This window comes from Streptomyces niveiscabiei (genome assembly GCF_001419795.1).
Taxonomy (GTDB): domain Bacteria; phylum Actinomycetota; class Actinomycetes; order Streptomycetales; family Streptomycetaceae; genus Streptomyces; species Streptomyces niveiscabiei.
Map to the genome: position 1 here is coordinate 17,607 of NZ_LIRL01000207.1, position 21,066 is coordinate 38,672.

The following is a 21,066-nucleotide window of genomic DNA, read 5'->3' on the forward strand; positions in this document are numbered from 1 at the left end:
ACCACGATGTCCGACTCCCGTTCCGCTCTCCCGCCCCGGCTGCGCCTCATCGAGGTCGTCTCGGCCGGCTGGATCTCCGCCGCCGTCTCGGCGCTCGCCGAACTCGGCATCGCCGACCATCTCGACACCCCGCGCACCGCCGCCGACCTGGCCGCGCGGGCCGGCGCCGACGCGGACGGCCTCAGCCGCTTCCTGTACGCCGCTGCGGCGGCCGGTGTCCTCGACGCGCACCCGGACGGCACGTTCTCGCTGACCGAGGTGGGCGAGGTGCTGCGCACCGGCCACCCGGAGGGGATGCGGGAGATGTGCCGGCTGACCGGCATGGAGGAGTTCGCGCGGGCCTGGGCGAAGGCCGCGCACACCGCGCGCACCGGGGAGCCCGCCTTCGACGCCGCGTACGGCAGGCCGCTGTTCGCGCACATGTCGGACCCCGACCACGCCGACTTCTCCGGGGTGTTCCACCGCGCGATGGCCGAGTCCGCCGCCGGGCGCTCGGTCGGGTCGCGGTACGCGTTCCCCGAGGGCGCGCGGGTCGTCGACATCGGCGGCGGCCGGGGCGCCATGATCGCGGGCCTGCTGACCGCGCACCCGCATCTGACGGGCACGGTGTTCGACCTGCCCAACGCGGTGCGGGGCGCGGACAAGCTGCTCGCGGACGCCGGGGTCGCGGGCCGGGCCACGGTGGTGGCGGGCAGCTTCTTCGACGAGGTCCCGGCCGGCGGCGACGTGTACCTGCTGTCGCGGGTCATCGGGAACTGGAACGACGAGGACTCCGTGCGCATCCTGCGGCGGGTGCGGGCGGCCATGCACCCCGGGTCCCGGCTCGTCGTCGTCGGCCACATGCCGACCGACGAGGACCGCACCCACTACGTGCGCGCCCTGGACCTGTACATGTTCGTGCTGCTCCAGGCGCGGCTGCGGACCCCCGAGCAGTACCGGGAGCTGTTCGCGCGGGCCGATCTCGAACTGTCCTCCAGCGATCTGCGGCCCGACGAGGAGTGCGTGATCGAGGCCCGCCCGGTCTGATCCACCGCCCCCTCGCCCCTCCCTCGCCACCCCGGAAAGGACTCCCATGCAGGACGGCTTCGTTCCCTGGCCCGGCCCGTCGGCCGAGCGGTACCGGAAGGAGGGTTACTGGCGGGGCGAGCCCCTGGGACGGCTGCTGCGGGTGGCGGCCGGGCGGCACGGGCCGCGCACCGCGCTGGCCGACTCCCGTACCCGGCTCACCTTCGCCGGTCTCGACACGGGCGCCGACCGGATCGCGTCCGGCCTGGCCCTGGCGGGTGTGCGGCCCGGCGACCGGGTGCTCGTGCAACTGCCCAACCGGACCGAGTTCGGGGTGCTGCTGTTCGCGCTGCTGCGGCTCGGCGCGCTGCCGGTGCTCGCGCTGCCCGGGCACCGGATCAGCGAGCTGCGGCACCTGTGCGACCTGGCGGAGGCGGTCGCGTACGTCACCGCCGCCGAACTGGAGGGCGAGGACCACCGGCCCACCGCGCGCGCCCTCCTGGAGCAGTGCCGGTCGCTGCGGCACGCGGTGATCGTCGGTGAGGCCGACGACAGCGGGCTGACCACGCCGTACGCGGCCCTGGACCGGGAGCCGGTGGAGCTGGCCGAGCCCGATCCGGCGGGGCCCGCGCTGCTGCTGCTGTCCGGGGGGTCCACCGGGCTGCCCAAGCTGATCCCGCGCACGCACGACGACTACGCCTACAACGCGCGCACCATGGCCGCCGTCTGTGAACTCACCGCCGACGACGTCCACTTGGTGGTCCTGCCCATCGGGCACAACTTCCCGCTGGCGTGCCCGGGGCTGCTGGGCGCGATCGGGGCGGGTGCGGCGACGGTGCTCGCCGAGAACGCCAGCCCGCCCGAGGTGTTCCCGCTGATCGAACGGGAGCGGGTGACGGTCACCGCGCTGGTGCCGCCGCTGGCCGCGCTGTGGTCGCGGGCCGTGGAGTGGGACGCCTCCGACCTCTCCAGCCTGCGGCTGGTACAGGTGGGCGGCGCCCGGCTCCCGGAGGAGACCGCGCGGCTGCTGCCGAAGGCGCTGGACTGCCGGCTCCAGCAGGTGTTCGGCATGGCGGAGGGGCTGCTGTGCGCGACCCGGCTCGACGACCCCGAGGAGGTCGTGGCGACCACCCAGGGCCGTCCCGTCTCCCCCGCCGACGAGATCCGCGTCCTCGCCGAGGACGGCACCGACGCCGGGGACGCGCCGGGCGAACTCCTCACCCGCGGCCCCTACACGCTGCGCGGCTACTACCGGGCCCCGGAGCACAACGCCCGCGCTTTCACCCCCGACGGCTTCTACCGCTCCGGTGACCTGGTCCGGCGCACCCCGGACGGCGGCCTCACCGTCGTGGGCCGGGTGAAGGAGCAGATCAACCGGGCCGGCGAGAAGGTCTCCCCCGAGGAGGTGGAGCAGCATCTGCTGGCCCATCCGGCGATCGCCCAGGCGGTGGTCGTCGGCGTGCCCGACGCCGTGCTCGGCGAGCGTGTCTGCGCCTGCCTGCTGCTCGCCCCGGACGCCGCCGCGCCCGGCCCCGACGTCGCGTCGCTCGGCGCGTTCCTGCGGGAGCGCGGGCTCGCCGCCTTCAAGTGGCCGCAGCAGGTGGAGACGGTCGCGTCGTGGCCGCTCACCGGCGTCGGGAAGATCGACCGCCGGGCGCTGACCGCGCTCGCGGCGGACCGCTGACCCGTTCCAACACCCCCCACTGGCAAGGGAGTTCCCGTTGTCCTCCGTCACACCCACCCCCTCTGTCCGTTCCGCCTCCTACGACCTGCTGCGTCCGCCCCTGTCGGGCGACCCGATGGCCGCCGCCGTGCGCGTGGCCCGCCTGGCCCACCACGAGCCGTACGTCCTGTACGAGCGCCGGGGTGTCTGGTCGCTCGCCCTGGGGGTGGTCGCCGAGGTGACCGTCACCCCCTCGCTCGTGCGTCTGTCGGGGCCGGGCGGTGAGCGCACGGCCGCCTGGCAGGGGCATCCCGGCGACACCGTGCGGGAGCTGCTGGCGGAGCTGCCCGTCGAGGACTGGCGCGCGTACGGCACGGCGGCCTTCGAGCTGTCCTTCTGCGGCACCCCCGCGCTGGCCGACCTCCCGCCGGACACCGCGCTGCTGCGCCTGGTGGTGCCGCACACCGAGATCCGCATCGAGGCGGGCTCGGCGACGGTGCGGGCCCTGGACCTCGCGCAGCCGCTGACCCGGTCCGCCGTGGCCGCGCTGGCCGCGGCGGACCCGGCGGCCGGGGCGGCACCGGCGCTGGTCGGCGTCGACGTGGAGCGCGACGAGAGCGACCTCTACCGCAAGGCGGTCGCGGGCGCCGTGCGGGAGATCCAGGACAGCGCGCTGCGCAAGGTGATCCTCTCCCGGGTGGTGCGGGTGCCGGAGCCGGTCGACCTGGTCGCGACCTACACGCACGGCCGGGCGCGCAACACCCCGGCGCGCTCCTTCCTGCTGCACCTCGGCGGGGAGCGCGCGGCCGGGTTCAGCCCGGAGATCGTGCTGTCCGTCGAGGCGGACGGCCGGGTGCGGACCCAGCCGCTGGCCGGCACCCGCGCCCTGACCGGCTCCCCGGGCGAGGACCGCAGACTGCGCGAGGAACTGCTCCAGGACCCGAAGGAGGTGTACGAGCACGCCGTGAGCGTCCGTACGTCCTTCGACGAACTGGAGGAGATCTGCGTGCCCGGCTCGATCCGGGTCTCGGAGTACCTGACCGTCAAGGAGCGCGGCACGGCCCAGCACCTGGCCTCCGACCTGTACGGGCGGCTCGCCCCGGGCCGCGACTGCTGGGCGGCGCTGGCCGCGCTGTTCCCGGCGGTGACGGCCTCCGGCATCCCCAAGCCCGAGGCGTACGACGCGATCCGCCGCCTGGAGTCGGAGCCGCGCGGCCTGTACGGGGGCGCGGTCCTCACGGTCGGGCAGGACGGCACGCTGGACGCGGCGCTGGTGCTGCGGTCGGTGTACCAGCGCGAGGACCGGACCTGGCTGCGGGCCGGTGCGGGGATCGTCGGGCAGTCGACGCCGGAGCGGGAGTTCACCGAGACGTGCGAGAAGCTGCGCAGCGTCTCCCTCAGCGTGGTGTCGGCCGGTGCGGTGCCGGGCGATGCTGTGCCGGATGGTGCGGTGCCGGGCGGGTCCCGGCTCACCGTCGAGGTCATGCGCCGGGACATCGCCGAGACCCTGCGCCGCCCGGGCACCGAGATCGACCCCGAGGAGAGTCTGCTGGTCCAGGGCCTGGACTCGGTGGGGATGATGACGCTGGTGAGCAAGTGGAGCGCGTACGGCGTACGGCTGCGGCTCGCCGATCTCGCGCGGGCGCCCCGGCTCGGCGCATGGGCGGAGCTGGTGCGGGACGCCTCGGCGGACTGAGCGCCGTCCCCCGTAGGGGTGGTGGCGCCGGGGCCGCCCACGGCTCCGGTGCCACCACCCCTTTGCCGGGCCGGGAGCGGGGCGGGCGAGGTCCAGGCGCCCGCCCCGCTCCCGGCCCTTCCCTCACACGGTGGCCGTGGAGTCCGCGGGCCCGGCCGGCGCCCGGGCCCGCAGACCGTCGAGGACCAGGGCGAGCTTGCGGCCGAACCAGGCGCGCGGCGCCGCCGTCACGACCTCCTCGATCAGCCCGCGCAGCCGCGGGTCGAGGAGCGGAGCGGCGGCGGCGACCCGGGTGCGCCGGTCCGGCGCGGGGGTGGCGGACCGGTCGGGCCTGGTCTGCGCGATGCGCCCCAGCAGGAAGGTGTCCAGGGTGAGTTCGCCGATCACGTCAACGGCGAGGACCGCGTCCTCGGGGGCGAACCCCAGGTCGAGCAGGTGCACCGCCGCCGCGTCGATCCGCCGGGTCAGGGCGGGCGGGGTCACGGGGAGCGTGGTGACCGCCTGGGCGAGTCCGGGGTTGCGGGCGTACACCTCCCACAGGGCCCAGGCGTGCGCCTCCAGGCAGCCGCGCCACTCGGGGGCCCCGGCGGGCTGTTCGGCGCACGCGAACTGGGCGTCCACGGCGTGGGCGAGCAGGTCGTCGCGGGTGGCGAAGTAGCGGTACAGGGTGGAGGAGCGCACCCCGAGGCGTTCGGCGACCGAGGAGACGGTGATGCCCTGGAACCCCTCCTCGGCGACCGCGTCCACGACGCGGCCGAGGTCCACCCGGGGGCGGCGCCCGGGACGTTTGCCCAGGCGCCCGCCGTTGTCCGGTGCGGTCACCGGGCGCCTTCCGTGAGCCGCCAGCCGTGGGTGCGGTCGCGGTCGTGCCAGAAGTCGGCGTACCGGCCGCCGCGCGCGAGGAGTTCGGCGTGCGTGCCGCTCTCCACGATCCGCCCGTCGTCCAGGACGACGATCAGGTCGGCGCGTACGACGGTCTGGAGCCGGTGCGCGACGACGACCAGGGTGCGCCGCCCGGCGAGGGACTCCAGGGTCTGCTGCACGGCGGCCTCGTTGGCCGGGTCGAGGGAGGAGGTGGCCTCGTCGAGCAGCATCACGGGCGCGTCCTTGAGCAGGGCGCGGGCCAGCGAGACCCGCTGGCGCTCGCCGCCGGACAGGGCGGTGCCGCCCTCGCCGACCCGGGTGTCCCAGCCCTGCGGGAGCCGGGCGACGATCTCGTCGACCCGGGCGAGCCGGGCGGCCTCCTCGACCTCCTCGTCGCTCGCGTCGGGGCGGCCGAGGCGGATGTTGTCGCGGATGCTCTCGTCGAACAGGTACACGTCCTGGAAGACCAGCGAGAAGTGGTCCATGAGGGCGTCGGTGCCCAGGGCGCGGACGTCGGTGCCGCCGAGCAGGACGGCGCCGTCGCCGACGTCCCAGAAGCGGGCCAGCAGCCGGATCAGGGTGGTCTTGCCGGAGCCGGAGGAACCGACGACGGCGGTCGTGGTGCGCGCGGGCAGCCGCAGCGAGACGCCGTCCAGGACGGCCTTCGCGTCGGGGGCTCCCTCGTAGGAGAAGCGCACGTCGCGCAGTTCCAGGGAGGAGTCGGCCGGCGGCGGGCCGGGCCGTTCGGGTTCGGGCAGCGGGCGGGCGGCGAGGAGCGTCTCGATCCGGGCCAGGGCGCCGCGCGCGCCGCGCAGGCTGCCGCCGAGTTCGGCCATGCCGGAGACGGGTTCGGCGAAGCGGACCACCAGCACCAGCAGGGCCACCAGTTCGGCGACGTCCACCGAGCCGTCGAGGCCGAGGACCGCGCCGACGACCACGACGGCGGCGACCGCGAGGTGCACGACCGCGAGGAAGGAGGTGCGGCCCGGCGCCATGGCGGCCGACTGGCGGCGGGCGGCGGCGTCCTGTTCGGCGAGCGCCGACTCCAGCAGGGCCCGGCCGCGCTCGGTGCTGCCGGTGCTGCGCAGCACGGGCTGGGCGCGGACGTACTCCACGACCCGCTCGTTGGCCTCGGAGGCGGCCTGGTCGGCGGCTTCGTCGGCGCGCGCGACCGTGCTCATGGCCCAGCGGAAGGTGACGTACATGAAGGGTGCGCACAGGGCGGTGGCCAGGGCGAGGCGCCAGTCGAAGAAGGCCATGGCGGCCACCACGGTCAGCGGGGTCACCACCGCCGTGCACAGCGGCTGGAGCAGGTGGGCCACCATCGACCTGACCTGGGGCACGCCCCGGGAGGCGAGCTGGCCGAGCCCGCCGACCTGTTCGCCGGAGAACCAGCCCAGCGGCAGGGCGGAGACGTGGTCGCCGAGCCGGTGGTAGAGGCGGTGGGAGGCGGCGAGGGCCACCTGGAAGCTGAGCATCTGCTGGACGTAGTAGGTGACCGCGGTCGCCAGGGCGACGCCGGTCAGGGCCCAGGCCCACGGCCAGGCCGCGTCCGTGTCCCCGGCGAGCAGCCGGCGCAGCACCGGGACGATCAGGACGAAGGCCACGCCCTGGAGGACGCTGTAGGCGAGGAGCACGGCCAGCTGGAGGGCGAGGCGGCGGCGCAGGGCGGGGCCGACCACCTGGAAGAGCTGTCTGATCACGGCCTCGCTCCGATCTGCTCCGCGCCGAGGGCGTCGTCGTGGTCCGCGGCGGTGTGCCGGCGGTAGGTGGCCCACATCGAGGCGTACAGGCCGCCGGCGGTGCGGAGTTGTTCGTGGCGGCCCTGTTCGACGACGCGGCCCTCGTCGAGGACGAGGATGCGGTCGGCGTCGACGACGCTGCCCAGCCGGTGGGCGATCACCAGCACGGTCCGGCCGACGACCAGGCGGGACAGGGCGCGCTGGACGGCCGCCTCCGACTCCGGGTCGGCGTAGGCGGTGGCCTCGTCCAGGACGAGGACGGGGGTGTCGGCGAGCAGGGCGCGGGCGATGGACAGGCGCTGGGCCTCGCCGCCGGAGAACAGGGCGTCCTCGCCGATGACGGAGTCGGTGCCGCGCGGCAGCCGGGCGATGCGTTCGTCGAGGGCGACCGCGGCGAGTACGTCGGCGAGTTCGGCGTCGGTGGCGTCGGGGCGGGCCAGGCGCAGGTTCTCGGCGACGGAGGCGCGCAGGAACCGGGCGTCCTGGAGGACGAATCCGACGTGCCGGTAGAGCTCGTCGGCGGCGATGTCGCGGACGTCGACCCCGCCGAGGAGGATCTGTCCGCTGTCCGGGTCGGCGAACCTCGGGAGCAGGCCGGCCAGGGTGGACTTGCCGGATCCCGAGGGGCCGACCAGCGCGGTGACCGTGCCCTCGGCGAGGGTGGCGCTCACGTCGTGCAGGACGGGGGCACCGGGTTCGTACCCGAAGGTCACACCGCGCAGCTCCACCCGGTTCCCGGCGGGGATCAGGGGGTGCTCGGGTTCGGGCAGGGGGGCCACGGAGAGGAGTTCGCCGACGCGGTCGGCGGCCTGGCGGGCGGAGCGCAGCGAGTTGGCGGCGAGGCCCACGACGAGGACGGGGGCGGCGAGGCCGAGGCCGAGGGTGAGGAAGGGGACGACGTCGAGGGGGTCGGCCCAGCCCTGGCCGACGAAGAGGGTGCCGGCGAGGGCGACGATCAGCAGGGTGGAGGCGGGTGACAGGAGGCCCGTGGAGATCGACTGGATGCGCATGATGGGGCCGTTGGCGGCGCTGAACGACTCCAGGTAGTCGTCCGCGGCTGCGGCGAAGCGGCTGTGGGCGCGGCGGGTCTGGCCGAACGCCTTCACCACGGAGATGCCCTGCACGAACTCCACGACGGCGCTGTTGAGCCGGCCCATCGCGGCGCCGATCGCGGGCATGCGGCTCCCGGCGACCTTCATCATCAGCCGGTGTCCGAGCAGGTAGCAGGGGATGCCGACGAGGCAGACGAGCATCAGCCGCCAGTCCACGAAGGACAGGTAGACGATGGCGGCGAGCGGGGTGGAAACGGCGACCACGAAGTCGGGCAGCGCGTGGGCGACGAGGTAGTGCATGTCCTCGACGTCGTCCTGGAGGGTGCTCTTGAGGCGGCCCGCGCCGCGTTCGGAGATCCAGCCGAGGGGGGCGCGGGAGAGCCGTTCGGCCATGGACCGGCGCAGCCGCAGCTGCATGTCCATGTCGGCCCGGTGGGACAGGGACACGGCGATGCCGTGGCTGAGGAACTGGACGACGACGGCGGCGACCGTCACCGCGACGATCGTCCACACCTCGCGCCGGTCCGGATCGCCCCCGGAGAGCGCGACGGCGAGCTGATGGACGGCGGCGAAGGGGACGAGGGAGGCGATACCGGAGACGGCCGCGAGGACGGCGGCGGTGACGACCCGGGGTCTGACCTCGGCGGTGAGGTCGGCGAGGGCCGCTGCCCGGCCGGCCGTGCCGGTGCCCGCCGGGGGGGATGCGCCTGGAGCGGCGGTGGACTCGTCGGGCATGCGGAAACTCCTTGGGAGGAACGGGGGTTCAGCGGGCGGCTATAGTTTGCAACAGGTCGTCATTAATAAGCAAGGCTACCCTTTCTCCAAAGGCTCCCGGGGGCTCCTCAGGCGCTCCCATCGGCCTCCATCGGCTCTCCATCGGCCTCTCCATCGGCCTCTCCATCGGCCTCTCCATCGGCCTCTCCATCGGCCTCTCCATCGGTTTCTCCGGGAGGAACTCCGCATGACCCGACCGCTCGCGCTGCTCTCCACGACGCTGCACGTCGTCTCGGTACAGGACCTGACCCCGGGCATGCGGCGGGTCACGTTCGGCGGCGACGGCCTCGCCGACTTCGTCCCGATAGCCCCCGACCAGCAGCTCAAGCTGTTCTTCGCCCGCGACGGCGGCCCCGTGGAACTGCCCGAGCCGCCCCGGGACGGCGCCGACGTGACCCGCTGGTACCAGGGCTATCTGGCCATCCCGGAGCACCGGCGGCCGTGGATGCGCACGTACACGGTCCGCCGCCACCTGCCCGGGGAGCGCCGGATCGAGGTCGACTTCGTCCTGCACGGCGCGGAGCGCGACCGCGGCCCCGCCTCCCGCTGGGCGACCGTCGCGGCACCCGGCGACACCGTCGGCATGTACGGCCCGGCCGCCACGCACCACCGCACGCCCGCCCCGGGCGCCGTACGGCTCCTCGTCGGCGACGAGACGGCGCTGCCGGCCATCGGGGCGCTCGTCGAGGACCTCGCGCCGGGCGAGCGCGCGCTGGTGTACGCGCAGGTCGCGGGCCCGGCGGAGGAGCAGCGCTGGGAGAGTCCGGGCGAGGTGGAGATCCACTGGCTGCACCGCGACCGGGCCCCGCTCCTCCCGGACGCGCTACGCGCCGCCCGCCTCCCCTCGGGCCCGCTCTTCGCCTGGATCGCGGGCGAGGCGTCGGCGGTCCGCGCGATCCGCCGCCACCTGGTGGACGAACGCGGCCTGGACCGGGCGGCGGTGGCGTTCGCGGGCTACTGGCGGCGGAACCTGACACAGGACGACGCCTTGACGCAGGACGACCTGACGGACCGGGCCGACGCCATGTGAGGGCTCCCGGTGCCCTTGGGGATCCCCCGGGTCCCCGGAAACGCGTCGGAGGCCGTGTCAGATCTCTCTGACACGGCCTCCGGACATCACCGTCGGGACGACAGGATTTGAACCTGCGACCCCTTGACCCCCAGTCAAGTGCGCTACCAAGCTGCGCCACGTCCCGGTGCCGTTCGCGCGGCCGGTGACCGCGTGAACACGCAGGTAAACCTTACCGCACGGGAGCGGGTGCCCGCGCCGGAGCGGGGCGCGGCGCCGGGCGGCCGGAGCGGGCGGCGGGGACCAGGAGCGCCGCGAGGGCCGCGGCGAGGCAGAGCAGCGCGAGCAGGGTGAAGCCGTGGGTGTAGCCGCTGTCGTAGGGGAGGCCGGACGGCTGGAGGTGCCCGGTCACCAGGACGCTCGTGACGGCCGCGCCGATCGAGCCGCCGATCGTGCGGATGTTGGCGTTCATCCCGGTCGCCGCGCCGGTCTGGGCCGGCGGCACGCTGGCCACGACGATGGTCGCCATGGAGGCGAACGCGAGCCCGATGCCGAGGCCGAACACGCCCGCGACGAGGGCGATCTGCCACTGCGCGTCGTGCCACAGCGTCAGGAAGCCGAGGGCGAGGGCGCCGAGCCCGGAGCCGGTGACGAGGAGGGCCTTGGAGCCGAAGCGCGGGGCGAGGCGGGCGCTGAGCATGCCGGAGACGAACATCGCGAGGAGCATCGGCAGCATCAGGAGCCCGGACGCGGTGACGCTCGCGCCGAAGCCGTACCCGGCACTGGCGGGCGTCTGGACGAAGCCGGGCAGGAAGGACCAGATCGCGTACATGCCCGCGCCGAACAGGAGGGCGGCGAGGTTGGTCGTCCACACGGCGGGCAGCCGCATGATCCCCAGGTCGATGAGGGGGCTCGCGGCGCGGGACTCGGCGTACAGCCAGGCGGCGGCGAGGACGGCGGCGAGGCCGAGGAGCCCGAGGACGCGGGCCGAGCCCCAGCCCCAGGTGCCGGCCTGGCTGAGCGGCAGCAGGAGCGCGACGAGCCACCCGGACAGGAGCACGGCGCCGAGCCAACTGACCTTGCCGGACGCCCTGTTGGGCGACTCGGGCACGTAGCGCACGGCGATGGCCGCGGCCCCCGCGACAATCGCGACCGGTATCCAGAACAGCCAGCGGTAGTCGAGCGCGGAGACGATCGGCCCGGCGGCGACCATGCCGACGCCGCCGCCCGCGGCGATGACGGCGGACAGGGCGCTGATGCGGCCGGGGACGGCTTCCGCGGCGAACTCGTCGCGGATGATGCCGAAGGAGAGCGGGAAGAGCGCGCCGCCGACGCCCTGGACGACGCGGGCGACGATGAGGACGCCGATGGTGGGGGCGAGCGCGGCGAGCAGACAGCCCACGAGGACGGCGGCCAGGACGGCGACGAGCGTGCGCTTGCGGCCGATCAGGTCGCCGACGCGGCCGAGGATCGGCGTGAAGACGGACGCGGAGAGCAGGTACGCGGTCATCACCCACGTCGCCGTGGACTGCGAGGTGTGCAGGGCGTGCTGCACGGTCGGCAGGGCGGGCGCGATGAGCGACTGGAGCATGGCGAACACACCCGCGCCTGTCGCGAGGACCGCGAAGGTGAGGCGGGAGGACGTGCGAGGCATGGAGGACCTCTCGGGCGACAAGCACTGATAAAGTGGAGGTACGCCTCCACTCTACTGGAGGGAACCCTCCACTTCAAGGCGTACCGGAGGTGAACCTCCGCTTTCGTCGAACCGGCCCAGGGAGGCCACCGTGACCGCCCACTCGTACCCCATCGCCGCGATCGTCGCCGCCCAGCGCCCGCACCGGAAAGACGCGGCCCGCAACTACGACGCCCTGCTCGCCGCCGCGCGCGAGGCGTTCGCGGAGAACGGCGCCGAGGCGTCCCTCGAGGACATCGCGCGCCGCGCGGGCGTCGGCATCGGCACGCTGTACCGCAATTTCCCCACCCGCCGCGCCCTGTTCGAGAGCGTGTACGCGGACGAGGTCAACGCCCTGTGCGAGCGGGCCGACGAGGTCGCCGACCTCCCGCCGTGGCCCGCGGTGGTCACCTGGCTGGAGGCGTTCACCGCGTACATGGTCACCAAGCGCGCGGTGCGCGAGGCGCTGGAGGACGAGTCGGAGATCTTCGACGCCTGCCGCGAGTCGCTGTACGCGTCGGGCGGCCCGCTGTTCGTCCGCGCCCAGGAGGCCGGCGAGGCACGCGGCGACATGGAGTTCTCGGACCTGCTGCGGCTGGTCGCGGGCGTCACCGCCACCTACTTCCCGAGCGACGCGCAGCGCGAGCGCGTCCTGTCGATCGCTCTGGACGGAGTCCGCAAGACCGCCTGACCCTTTCCTGGTCACACCGGGACCGCCACGCGGAATTTCCGCTGCGGTCATCAACGGCCCCGATTCCAGGGGCCGTTTCGGACATGCGCGGCCATCCGAGCGCATTTCCCGCCACCGTCCGTGTTTCGGCGGCGTGAGCCCGGCGTGAACGGCGTCCGCCCGCACCACGATTGGCCCGTTTTCCGCCCTGCTGCCCCCTGACCTGCGTCTGACCGAATCGGTTCGACGGCCGATCAGGGGGCCGCGCGCTTATTGACCCGCGAGTAATAACCGCACTACCTTTCCAGCGATTCACGCACGCGCGTCGAAAGACAGACCGGTGTTTCCCCGGTGAGCCCTGCCCGAATGGCGTGGCCTGGGAAGCCGTTGTCCGGCCCTGCCGTTTTTCCCTGCTGTGCCCCGCACCCCCACCGTGCAGTTTCCTCCTCGAAGCGTTGATTCTGGAGAGACATGACGCCCGCTGTGCGCCCCGAGGACCTGATCATCGGCATCACTCCCTTCGGCCGCCCCGACGCCTTACTCGCCCTCGCCCTCGCCCGGTCCGGCGCCCTCGGCGTCCTGGACCTCGGCGAGGGCGACCGCACGGCGCGCGAGGCCCTGGAGCGGGTGCGGCGGGCGCCGGTCGGGTTACGGATCGGGCCGCACTGCCGCCTCGCTCCGGCGGACCTCCCGGACCGCGACGTGACGATCGTCCTCGCCCCGGGCCGCAGGTGGGAGGCGTCGCCTCGCCACCGGGTGCTCGCGGAGGTCACCGACCTCGCGCAGGCGCGAGCGGCGATCGCGAGCGGCGCCCACGGCCTGATCGCGCGCGGCTGCGAATCCGGCGGCCAGGTGGGCGAGTTGAGCACGTTCGTGCTCCTCCAGCAGCTCCTGTCCGAGGTCGGCGTACCGGTATGGGCCTGCGGCGGAATCGGCCCGCGTACGGCCGCCGCAGCGGTCGCCGGCGGCGCTGCCGGAGTCGTCCTCGACTCCCAGCTCGCCCTGCTGGCCGAATCGTCGCTCCCCGACCGGCTCGCTTCTCTGGTCCGCACGCTGGACGGCTCCGAGTCGGCCGTCACGGACGGCGTCCGCGCCGTGGAACGCCGGGGCGTACGGCTCCCGGTGGGCCAGGACGGCTTCCTCGCCGCCCGGTTCGCCGACCGCTGGGGCGATGTACGGGGCACCGTACGGGAGTTGAGGGGCGCGGTGCGCTCGGCCCTGCGCGACGGCGGGCTCGTGCGGACGCTCGGCCCGGACTCGGCGATGAGCCGGGCGCTCGGGACACGCCTGCCCGTCGCCCAGGGGCCGATGACGCGGGTGAGCGACCGGGCGGCGTTCGCGGCGGCCGTGGCCGAGGACGGGGCGCTGCCGTTCCTCGCGCTGGCCCTGGCGAACGGCGAGCGCTCACGGGCGATGCTCGCGCAGGCCCGCGAGGCGGTGGGCGAACACCCTTGGGGCGTGGGCGTGTTGGGCTTCGCGCCGGAGGAGTTGCGCGCCGCCCAGCTGGAGGCGGTACGGCTGTCCCGGCCGACCCACGCGATCATCGCGGGCGGACGTCCGTCCCAGGCGCGGGCGTTGGAGGAGGCGGGCATCCGGACGTTCCTGCACGTGCCGTCGCCGGAGCTGCTGCGGCAGTTCCTCGACGCGGGTGCCCGGCGGTTCGTGTTCGAGGGCGCGGAGTGCGGCGGCCACGTCGGCCCGCGCGCCGCATTCCCGCTGTGGGAAGCCCAGTTGGCAGTTCTGGAGGACTTCGGGGACGTCTCCGACGTGGAGGTGTTCTTCGCGGGCGGGGTGCACGACGAGCGGTCGGCGGCGATGGTCGCGGCCCTCGCGGGCCCGTTGAGCGCGCGGGGCGCGGCGGTCGGCGTCCTCATGGGGACGGCGTACCTCTTCACGGAGGAGGCCATCAGCGAGGGGGCCATCCAACCCCTGTTCCAGGAGCGGGTGTTGGCCGCCGGGTCGACGACGCTGCTGGAGTCGGCGCCGGGTCACGCCACCCGGTGCGTGCCGAGCCCGTTCGCGGACGGCTACCGCGAGGAGGCGGCCCGGCTGCGTGCGCGGGGTCTGCCCGAGCGGGAGGTGTGGGAGCGGCTGGAGCGGCTCAACGTGGGCCGGCTGCGCATCGCCAGCAAGGGCGTCGAGCGCGACGAGGACGGTGCGCTGGCGTCCGTGGACGAGCGACGGCAGCTCGCCGAGGGGATGTTCATGGCCGGCGAGGTGGCCGTGCTGCGGTCCCGGACGACGACGATCGCCGCGCTGCACGCCTCGGTGACGACCGGCGCGGCGGCCTTCCTCGCCGAACGGGTCACTCCGCCCCCGGCAGTCGAGCCGCAGGCACCGGCGCCGCTGGACGTCGCGATCGTCGGCATGGCCTGCATGTTCGCCGGCTCGCCGGACCTGCCCTCCTTCTGGGCGAACGTCGTCGCGGGCGTCGACGCGGTCACCGAAGTCCCCCCGGAACGCTGGGATCCCGCCGTCCACCACGGCACGTCCACCGACTCCAAGTGGGGCGGCTTCCTGCCGCGCATCCCCTTCGACCCGCTGCGCTACGGCATCCCGCCGACGTCCCTCGGCAGCGTCGAGCCGGTCCAGCTGCTGTCCCTCGAGGCGGCCCGGCGCGCGCTCGACGACGCCGGATACGGCGACGGGGGGCGGGAGTTCGACCGCTCGCGCACCTCGGTGGTGTTCGGCGCGGAGGCGGGCAGCGACCTGTCGAACGCGGCGACCGTCCGCTCCGTCCTGCCCTCGTACTACGGCGAGGTCCCGCAGGCCCTGGACGGCCAACTCCCGCGCCTCACCGAGGACTCGTTCCCCGGGATGCTCGCCAACGTCATCTCGGGCCGCATCGCCAACCGCCTCGACCTCGGCGGCGCCAACTACACGGTGGACGCGGCCTGCGCGTCCTCGCTCGCGGCGGTGGACGTCGCCTGCAAGGAACTGCTGTCCGGGACGAGCGACGTCGTGCTGTGCGGCGGCGCCGACCTGCACAACGGCATCAACGACTACGCCCTGTTCTCCTCCGTCCACGCCCTCTCCCCCACCGGCCGTTCCCGCGCCTTCGACTCCACCGCCGACGGCATCGCGCTCGGCGAGGGCGTCGCCTGCGTCGTCCTCAAGCGGCTGGCCGACGCCGAGCGGGACGGCGACCGGATCTACGGCGTCGTCAAGGGACTCGGCTCCTCCAGCGACGGCCGTTCCCTGGGCCTGACCGCGCCCCGCCCCGAGGGGCAGCGGGCCGCGCTGGAGCGGGCGTACCGGAACGCGGGGGTGTCACCGGCCGAGGTCGGGATCGTGGAGGCGCACGGCACCGGGACGGTCGTCGGGGACCGGACCGAACTGTCCATCCTCACCGAGGTGTTCGCCAACGCGGGGGCCGCGCCGGGGAGTTGTGTGCTCGGGTCGGTCAAGTCGCAGATCGGGCACACGAAGTGCGCGGCCGGTCTGGCGGGGCTGATCAAGACGACGCTGGCCCTGTACACGGGGGTCCGGCCGCCGACCCTGCATGTGAAGGCCCCCAACTCGGCCTGGAAGGAAGGGGAGAGCCCCTTCGCGCTGTCGACCGGGGCCCGGCCCTGGGACGGTCCCGCGGGTCGGCGGATCGGCGGGGTCAGCGCGTTCGGGTTCGGCGGGACCAACTTCCATGTGGTGCTCGCCGCTCATGACGAGGGGGTGCGGGGGGCCGAGGAGTGGCCCGCCGAGCTGTTCCTGTTCCGGGGGCGCGATGTGGCGTCCGCCCGGCGGGGCGTGGAGGATCTGCTGAAGGCCGCCGAGGGGCCGTGGCGGCTCCGGGACCTGGCGCTGAGTGCGGCGCGGCGGGCGGACGCGGGCGAGGAGCCGGTGCGGTTCGCGGTGGTGGCGTCCGATACCGGGGAGTTGGTGCGGGGGTTGCGGGAGGCGCTGGAGGAGGCGCGCCCGTCAGGAGCGAACGGGTCCCGGGGGGACGGCTCGGCGGAGGCGGCCGGCGTGTCCCCGATGGGCGGCAAGGTCGCCTTCCTCTTCCCCGGCCAGGGCAGCCAGCGCCCCGGCATGCTCGCCGACCTCTTCATCGCCTTCCCCGAACTCCGCCACTACCTGGACCTGGGCCGGGCCCACGCCCCGACGATGTACCCGCCCACCGCCTTCGACGACGCCACCCGCGACCGCCAGCAAGCCGCCCTCACCGACACCCGTGTAGCCCAACCCGCCCTGGGTGTCGCGGGGTTGGCGGCGCACGCGTTCCTCACGGCCGCCGGGGTCCACCCCGACATGGCGGCCGGACACAGCTACGGCGAACTGGTCGCCCTCTCGGCCGCCGGGGTCATCTCCCCGGAAACGCTGCTGGAGTTGAGCGGCGCGCGGGCGGCGGCGATCCTGGCCGCCGCCGGGGACGACCCGGGCACGATGGCGGCGGTGTCATCGGACGCGGCGACGGTCGCCCAGGTCCTCGGCGAGGCGGGCGAGGTGGTGCTCGCCAACCTCAACGCGCCGGACCAGACGGTGATCTCGGGCCCCACCGAGGCCGTCACCGAAGCGTTGCGGCTGCTGCGTGAGGCCGGGCTCACCGCACGGCGCATCCCGGTGGCCTGCGCCTTCCACAGCCCCATCGTCGCCGACGCGGGCCCGCAGTTCGCCACGGTCCTCGCCCAACACGCCTTCCACGACCCGGAGTTCCCGGTCTGGGCCAACCGCACGGCGGCCCCCTACGGCTCCGCCGACACGGTCCCCGCCGAACTCGCCGCCCAGATCGGCTCCCCCGTCCGTTTCGCCGACCAGATCGAGGCCATGTACGAGGCCGGTGCGCGCGTCTTCGTCGAGGCCGGGCCGGGGTCGGTGCTGACGCGGCTGGTCGGGAAGGTGCTCGGGGACCGCCCGCACCGGACGGTCGCCTGCGAGCCGCGCCCCGGCAGCGGGCTGCGGAGCTGGCTCGACGCGCTCGCCCACCTCGCCCTCGCCGGGGTGCCCGTGCGGGCCGGGTGGCTGCTGCGCGGGCGCGGCGCGGTCGACGCGGTACGCACCCCGGCGCCGAAACCGCCCGGCTGGACGGTCGACGGGCAGCTCGTGCGGACCGCCGGCGGCGAGCCGGTGTCCGGCGGGCTGACACCGGCCCGGCGTGTGGCACAGCTGCCGGGCTCCCCGGCTTCCCCCCTGTCCCTGGATGCCTCGGAGGCGAACGTGACGACCACCCCCCATCAGGGTCAGGACGCCCTCATCGCGGAGTTCCTGCGGACCAGCCGGGAGATGATCGCGGCCCAACGGGACGTGCTGCTCACGTACTTCGGATCCGGCGCGGGGCCGGTGGAGAGACCGGCGGCGCCACCCCTGCCGGTCCTCGAAGCAACCCCCGTACCGCAGACGCCCGTCGAGGCGGCGCCCGTCGACGCGCCGGCCCCGGAGGCCGTGGACGTCGGCCGAGTGGTCCTCGACATCATCAGCGAACGCACCGGCTACCCCGTCGACATGATCGAGCCCGACCTCGACCTGGAGGCCGACCTCAGCATCGACTCCATCAAACGGGCCGAGATCGCGGGCGAGTTGGCCCGCCGCCTCGGCGGCTCGACCGACCTCGCGGGCCTGGCGGACGACGAGCTGGAGGAGCTGACGAAGGCGCGTACGGCCGCCGCCGTGACCGACTGGCTCACCTCGCGCCTGTCGGGCCCGGTGGCCGCCGAGGAACCCGCCCAGGAGCAGGAACCGGTGACCGGCCAGGCACCCAGACGGCTCGTCCTGCGCCCTGTCCTGCTCGACACCGGCAGCCATCCGCCGTCCCATCTCGCGGGCACGCGCTGGGTGTTGCTCGGCGAGGAGGGGTCCGGCATCGCCGACCGGCTCGCGGCGCACGGCGCCGAGGTGACCGTACGGGACATGGAGCACCTGCTGACCGAGGCCGACGGCCCGGTGGACGGGGTGGTCTATCTGGGGGCGGCCGACGGGGTGCCGGTGCTGCCGGACGCCTTCGCGGTGCTCAAGGCGGCGCTGGCGCGGGAGCCCCGGTGGCTGGTGGCGGTACGGCCGGTGGACGGGGACGCGGTGGGGCTGCGCGGGCTGTTCCGCAGCGTGGCGCGGGAGTACCCGGGGACGGTCGCGCGGGTGGTGGACGTCGACGAGGACGTGGCCGACACGGTGATCGGCGAGATCCTGGCCGACGACACGTCACCCGCCGTGGTGTGCAGGGCAGTTGGGCGGCACGGGTTCGAGCTGGTCGAGGCACCGCTCGGGGCGCTCGGAAGCACCGGGGCCGGTCCCGCCGGGGACGGGGTCGCGGAGGCCGCAGCGCTCGGGCTCGACCGGGACGCCGTCGCCCTGCTGGCGGGCGGGGCCCGGGGGATCGCCGCGCAGTGCGCTGTCGCGTTGGCGCGGGCCTCGCGGTGCCGGCTCGAACTGCTGGGCCGTACGCCCGTGCCGGACGGCCCCGAGGAGGAGGCGACGGCCGCCGCGCGGACCCCGGCCGAGCTGCGGGCCGTCCTGGCCGCGCGGGGCGGGAGCCTCACGGAGGTCAACCGGGAGGCGGAACTCCTGCTCGCCCAGCGGGAGATCAGGGCGACGCTGGCCGAACTGACCGCGCTGGGCAGTGCCGTTCGGTACCGGAGCGTCGATTTCCGGGAGTCCGAGGCCGTGTTGCAGGCGGTGAAGGAGATCCACGCCGAGCACGGGCGGCTGGACGGGGTGGTGTACGCGGCCGGGGTGATCGAGGACCGGCTGATCGCGGAGAAGAGCCCCGAGTCGTTCCGCCGGGTGTACGCGACGAAGGCGCTCGGCGCGCACGCGCTGCTGACCGCGCTGGAGGAACTGCCCGGCGGGCCGTCGTTCACCGTGCTGTTCGGGAGCATCTCGGCGGTGCTGGGCAACCGGGGGCAGGTCGACTACGCGGCGGCCAACGACGCGCTGGAGGCGCTGGGTTCGGCATGGGCGGCGCGTACGGGGTCGCGGGCGCTGACCGTGCACTGGGGGCCGTGGGCGCCCGACGCCTCCCATGGGGGCATGGTGGGGCCGGAGTTGGCGCGGGAGTACGCGCGGCGCGGGGTCGCGCTGATCGACCCGGAGGAGGGAACGGCCGCGCTGCTGCGGGAGTTGGCGTGGGGCGACCCGTCGCTGACGGCGGTCGTGCACACGGCGTCGGGCTGGTGACGGGGTGGATCTCAGAGGCCCCGAGGACGCCGCCGATCTGACTGACCGTCACGCCGGGACCGGCCGCCAAGCTCAGGCCAGCCGTCTGGCCGAGGGCGCCGTCAATCGTCAAGTCCCGGTCGCCATCGTGGGCATGTCCGTCCTGTTCCCCGGCGCCCCCGACCTCGACACCTACTGGCGGAACCTGTACGACGGCGTCGACGCGATCGGCGAGGTGCCCGCCGGGCGCTGGGACGCCGACTACTACCGTCCCGGCACCGCCGCCGAACCGGCCGTCGCGGACCGGGTGTACTGCCGGCGCGGCGGGTTCGTGGACGGGCTCGCCGAGGTGGAGGTGACCCGGTTCGGGATCATGCCGGCGTCGGTCGGCGGCACCGAACCGGACCAGTTGATCGCGCTGCACGTGGCCGCCGCCGCGCTGGACGACGCGGGCGGTACCGCCCGGCTGCCCGACCGGCAACGGGTCGGCGTCGTCCTGGGCCGGGGCGGCTACCTCACTCCCGGGCTGGTCCGGCTCGATCAGCGGGTCCGGACGGCGGGCCAACTCGTGCGCACGCTCGGCGAGTTGCTGCCCGACCTGTCCGCCGGCCAACTCGACCGCGTACGTGAGGCGTTCACCGAGCGGCTCGGGCCCGACAGTCCGGAGGCGGCGATCGGGCTGGTGCCCAACCTCGCCGCGTCACGGGTCGCGAGCCGGCTCGACCTGCGCGGACCGGCGTACACGGTGGACGCGGCGTGCGCGTCCTCGCTGGTCGCCGTCGACCAGGCGGTGGGCGAACTGGCGTCCGGGCGCTGTGACTTGATGCTCGCCGGGGGTGTCCACCACTGCCACGACATCACGTTGTGGAGCGTCTTCTCCCAACTCCGCGCCCTCTCCCCCACCGAGCGCATCCGCCCCTTCCACCGCGACGCCGACGGCATCCTCATCGGCGAGGGCACCGGCGTCGTCGTCCTCAAGCGGCTGGCCGACGCCGAACGCGACGGCGACCGGGTCTACGCCGTGATCCGGGGCACCGGCATCTCCAGCGACGGCCGCGCGTCGGGCCTCGTCAACCCCGACCCCGGCGGCCAGGCCCGCGCCGTACGCCAAGCCTGGCGGGCCGCCGGCCTCGACCCCTCGGCGCCCGACTCCCTGGGCCTCCTCGAAGCGCACGGCACAGCGACCCCCGCCGGCGACGGGGCCGAACTCGCCACGCTGGCCGAGGTGTTCGGCGGCCCCTCCGACGCCCCGGACGACCCGGGTGCCGTCATCGGGTCGGTCAAGTCGATGATCGGGCACGCGATGCCGGCCGCCGGAGTCGCCGGGCTGGTCAAAGCCGCGCTGGCCGTCCATCACGGGGTGCTGCTGCCGACCCTGCACTGCGACGACCCGCATCCCGCGCTGACACGGACCCGGTTCAGGCCGCTGGAGAAGGCGGAGCCGTGGGAGGGCGAGGTACGGCGAGCGGCGGTGAACGCGTTCGGGTTCGGGGGGATCAACGGGCATGTGGTGCTGGAGCAGGCGCCGGTGGGCTCGGGGACAACTCGGCGGCGGGGGCACGGAGTTGCCGGGACGGAGGTGAACAGGCGCGGGAGTGAACGCGCCGGGGCGAACGGGCACGGAGTCGCAGGCACCGGGACGAACGGGCACAGCGAGACTCTCCGGGCCCCGACCGCACCGACCGCACCGACAAGCATCCCCTCCCCGGCGCATCCAGCCGACCGCGCCCAAGCCGCCCAAGTGGTCGAGCCCGAGCGCATCCTCCTCCTCGCAGCCCCAACCCCCGCCGCCCTAGCAGCACTTCTGGACGCCGACGACGCCACGCTCCTGGCCGC

The 21,066-nt window shown here is 74.6% G+C and carries 11 protein-coding genes and 1 tRNA gene; 7 read left to right on the forward strand and 5 right to left on the reverse strand.

Going from position 1 to position 21,066, the window contains the following annotated elements; translation table 11 throughout:
* The first annotated feature begins 6 nt into the window (after window positions 1–6).
* The 3 genes from AOK24_RS11685 to AOK24_RS11695 are packed head-to-tail and all read left to right on the forward strand — an operon-like array spanning window position 7 to window position 4,364.
* Window positions 7–1,026 carry a methyltransferase gene (locus AOK24_RS11685; protein WP_055719998.1) on the forward strand — a complete coding sequence of 340 codons (1,020 nt, stop codon included), beginning with the start codon at window positions 7–9 and terminating at the stop codon, window positions 1,024–1,026.
* Between the two features lie 46 nt (window positions 1,027–1,072).
* A complete protein-coding gene (locus AOK24_RS11690) occupies window positions 1,073–2,689 on the forward strand; it encodes a (2,3-dihydroxybenzoyl)adenylate synthase (RefSeq protein WP_055719999.1) in 1,617 nt (538 codons plus the stop codon).
* 37 nt (window positions 2,690–2,726) lie between these two features.
* Window positions 2,727–4,364, forward strand: coding sequence for a salicylate synthase (locus AOK24_RS11695; RefSeq protein ID WP_063799428.1), 1,638 nt, complete (start codon window positions 2,727–2,729; stop codon window positions 4,362–4,364).
* Between the two features lie 123 nt (window positions 4,365–4,487).
* On the opposite strand, the gene AOK24_RS48435 is transcribed toward AOK24_RS11695, so the two are convergent.
* From AOK24_RS48435 to AOK24_RS11710, 3 genes are read right to left on the reverse strand one after another with little or no spacing between them, the layout of a single operon-like run.
* Window positions 4,488–5,186, reverse strand: a complete 699-nt coding sequence (locus tag AOK24_RS48435; protein WP_055720000.1) for a TetR/AcrR family transcriptional regulator — start codon at window positions 5,184–5,186, stop codon at window positions 4,488–4,490.
* Window positions 5,183–6,931, reverse strand: a complete 1,749-nt coding sequence (locus AOK24_RS11705; protein ID WP_055720001.1) for an ABC transporter ATP-binding protein — start codon at window positions 6,929–6,931, stop codon at window positions 5,183–5,185. Before AOK24_RS11705 ends, AOK24_RS48435 begins: the two co-directional genes overlap by 4 nt.
* Window positions 6,928–8,757 carry an ABC transporter ATP-binding protein gene (locus AOK24_RS11710; protein ID WP_063799429.1) on the reverse strand — a complete coding sequence of 610 codons (1,830 nt, stop codon included), beginning with the start codon at window positions 8,755–8,757 and terminating at the stop codon, window positions 6,928–6,930. Before AOK24_RS11710 ends, AOK24_RS11705 begins: the two co-directional genes overlap by 4 nt.
* 226 nt (window positions 8,758–8,983) lie before the next feature.
* Here AOK24_RS11710 and AOK24_RS11715 point away from each other — a divergent pair, with 226 nt between their 5' ends.
* Entirely contained in the window at window positions 8,984–9,826 is an 843-nt protein-coding gene (locus AOK24_RS11715) for a siderophore-interacting protein (protein ID WP_055720002.1), read from the forward strand.
* A 92-nt stretch (window positions 9,827–9,918) separates the two neighbouring features.
* Here AOK24_RS11715 and AOK24_RS11720 read toward each other — a convergent pair.
* Window positions 9,919–9,992, reverse strand: a tRNA-Pro gene (locus AOK24_RS11720).
* A gap of 45 nt (window positions 9,993–10,037) precedes the next feature.
* Complete coding sequence (locus tag AOK24_RS11725; RefSeq protein WP_055720003.1) at window positions 10,038–11,459, reverse strand: MFS transporter; 1,422 nt, start codon at window positions 11,457–11,459, stop codon at window positions 10,038–10,040.
* A gap of 130 nt (window positions 11,460–11,589) precedes the next feature.
* On the opposite strand from AOK24_RS11725, the gene AOK24_RS11730 reads away from it, so the two are divergent.
* From AOK24_RS11730 to AOK24_RS11740, 3 genes are all read left to right on the forward strand, one after another.
* A complete protein-coding gene (locus AOK24_RS11730; protein ID WP_055720004.1) occupies window positions 11,590–12,168 on the forward strand; it encodes a TetR/AcrR family transcriptional regulator in 579 nt (192 codons plus the stop codon).
* Between the two features lie 450 nt (window positions 12,169–12,618).
* On the forward strand, window positions 12,619–19,251 hold the full coding sequence (locus AOK24_RS11735) for a type I polyketide synthase (RefSeq protein ID WP_055720005.1): 6,633 nt from the start codon (window positions 12,619–12,621) through the stop codon (window positions 19,249–19,251).
* Between the two features lie 133 nt (window positions 19,252–19,384).
* On the forward strand, window positions 19,385–21,066 hold a 1,682-nt coding region (locus AOK24_RS11740; protein WP_240553823.1), incomplete at its 3' end, for a beta-ketoacyl [acyl carrier protein] synthase domain-containing protein.

Excerpts from the sequence above, each read along its gene's own strand:
- AOK24_RS11685 (WP_055719998.1), top strand. The coding sequence starts at position 7 with ATGTCCGACTCCCGTTCCGCTCTCCCGCCCCGGCTGCGCCTCATCGAG.
- AOK24_RS11690 (WP_055719999.1), top strand. The coding sequence starts at position 1,073 with ATGCAGGACGGCTTCGTTCCCTGGCCCGGCCCGTCGGCCGAGCGGTAC.
- AOK24_RS11710 (WP_063799429.1), bottom strand. The coding sequence starts at position 8,757 with ATGCCCGACGAGTCCACCGCCGCTCCAGGCGCATCCCCCCCGGCGGGC.
- AOK24_RS11715 (WP_055720002.1), top strand. The coding sequence starts at position 8,984 with ATGACCCGACCGCTCGCGCTGCTCTCCACGACGCTGCACGTCGTCTCG.
- AOK24_RS11725 (WP_055720003.1), bottom strand. The coding sequence starts at position 11,459 with ATGCCTCGCACGTCCTCCCGCCTCACCTTCGCGGTCCTCGCGACAGGC.
- AOK24_RS11735 (WP_055720005.1), top strand. The coding sequence starts at position 12,619 with ATGACGCCCGCTGTGCGCCCCGAGGACCTGATCATCGGCATCACTCCC.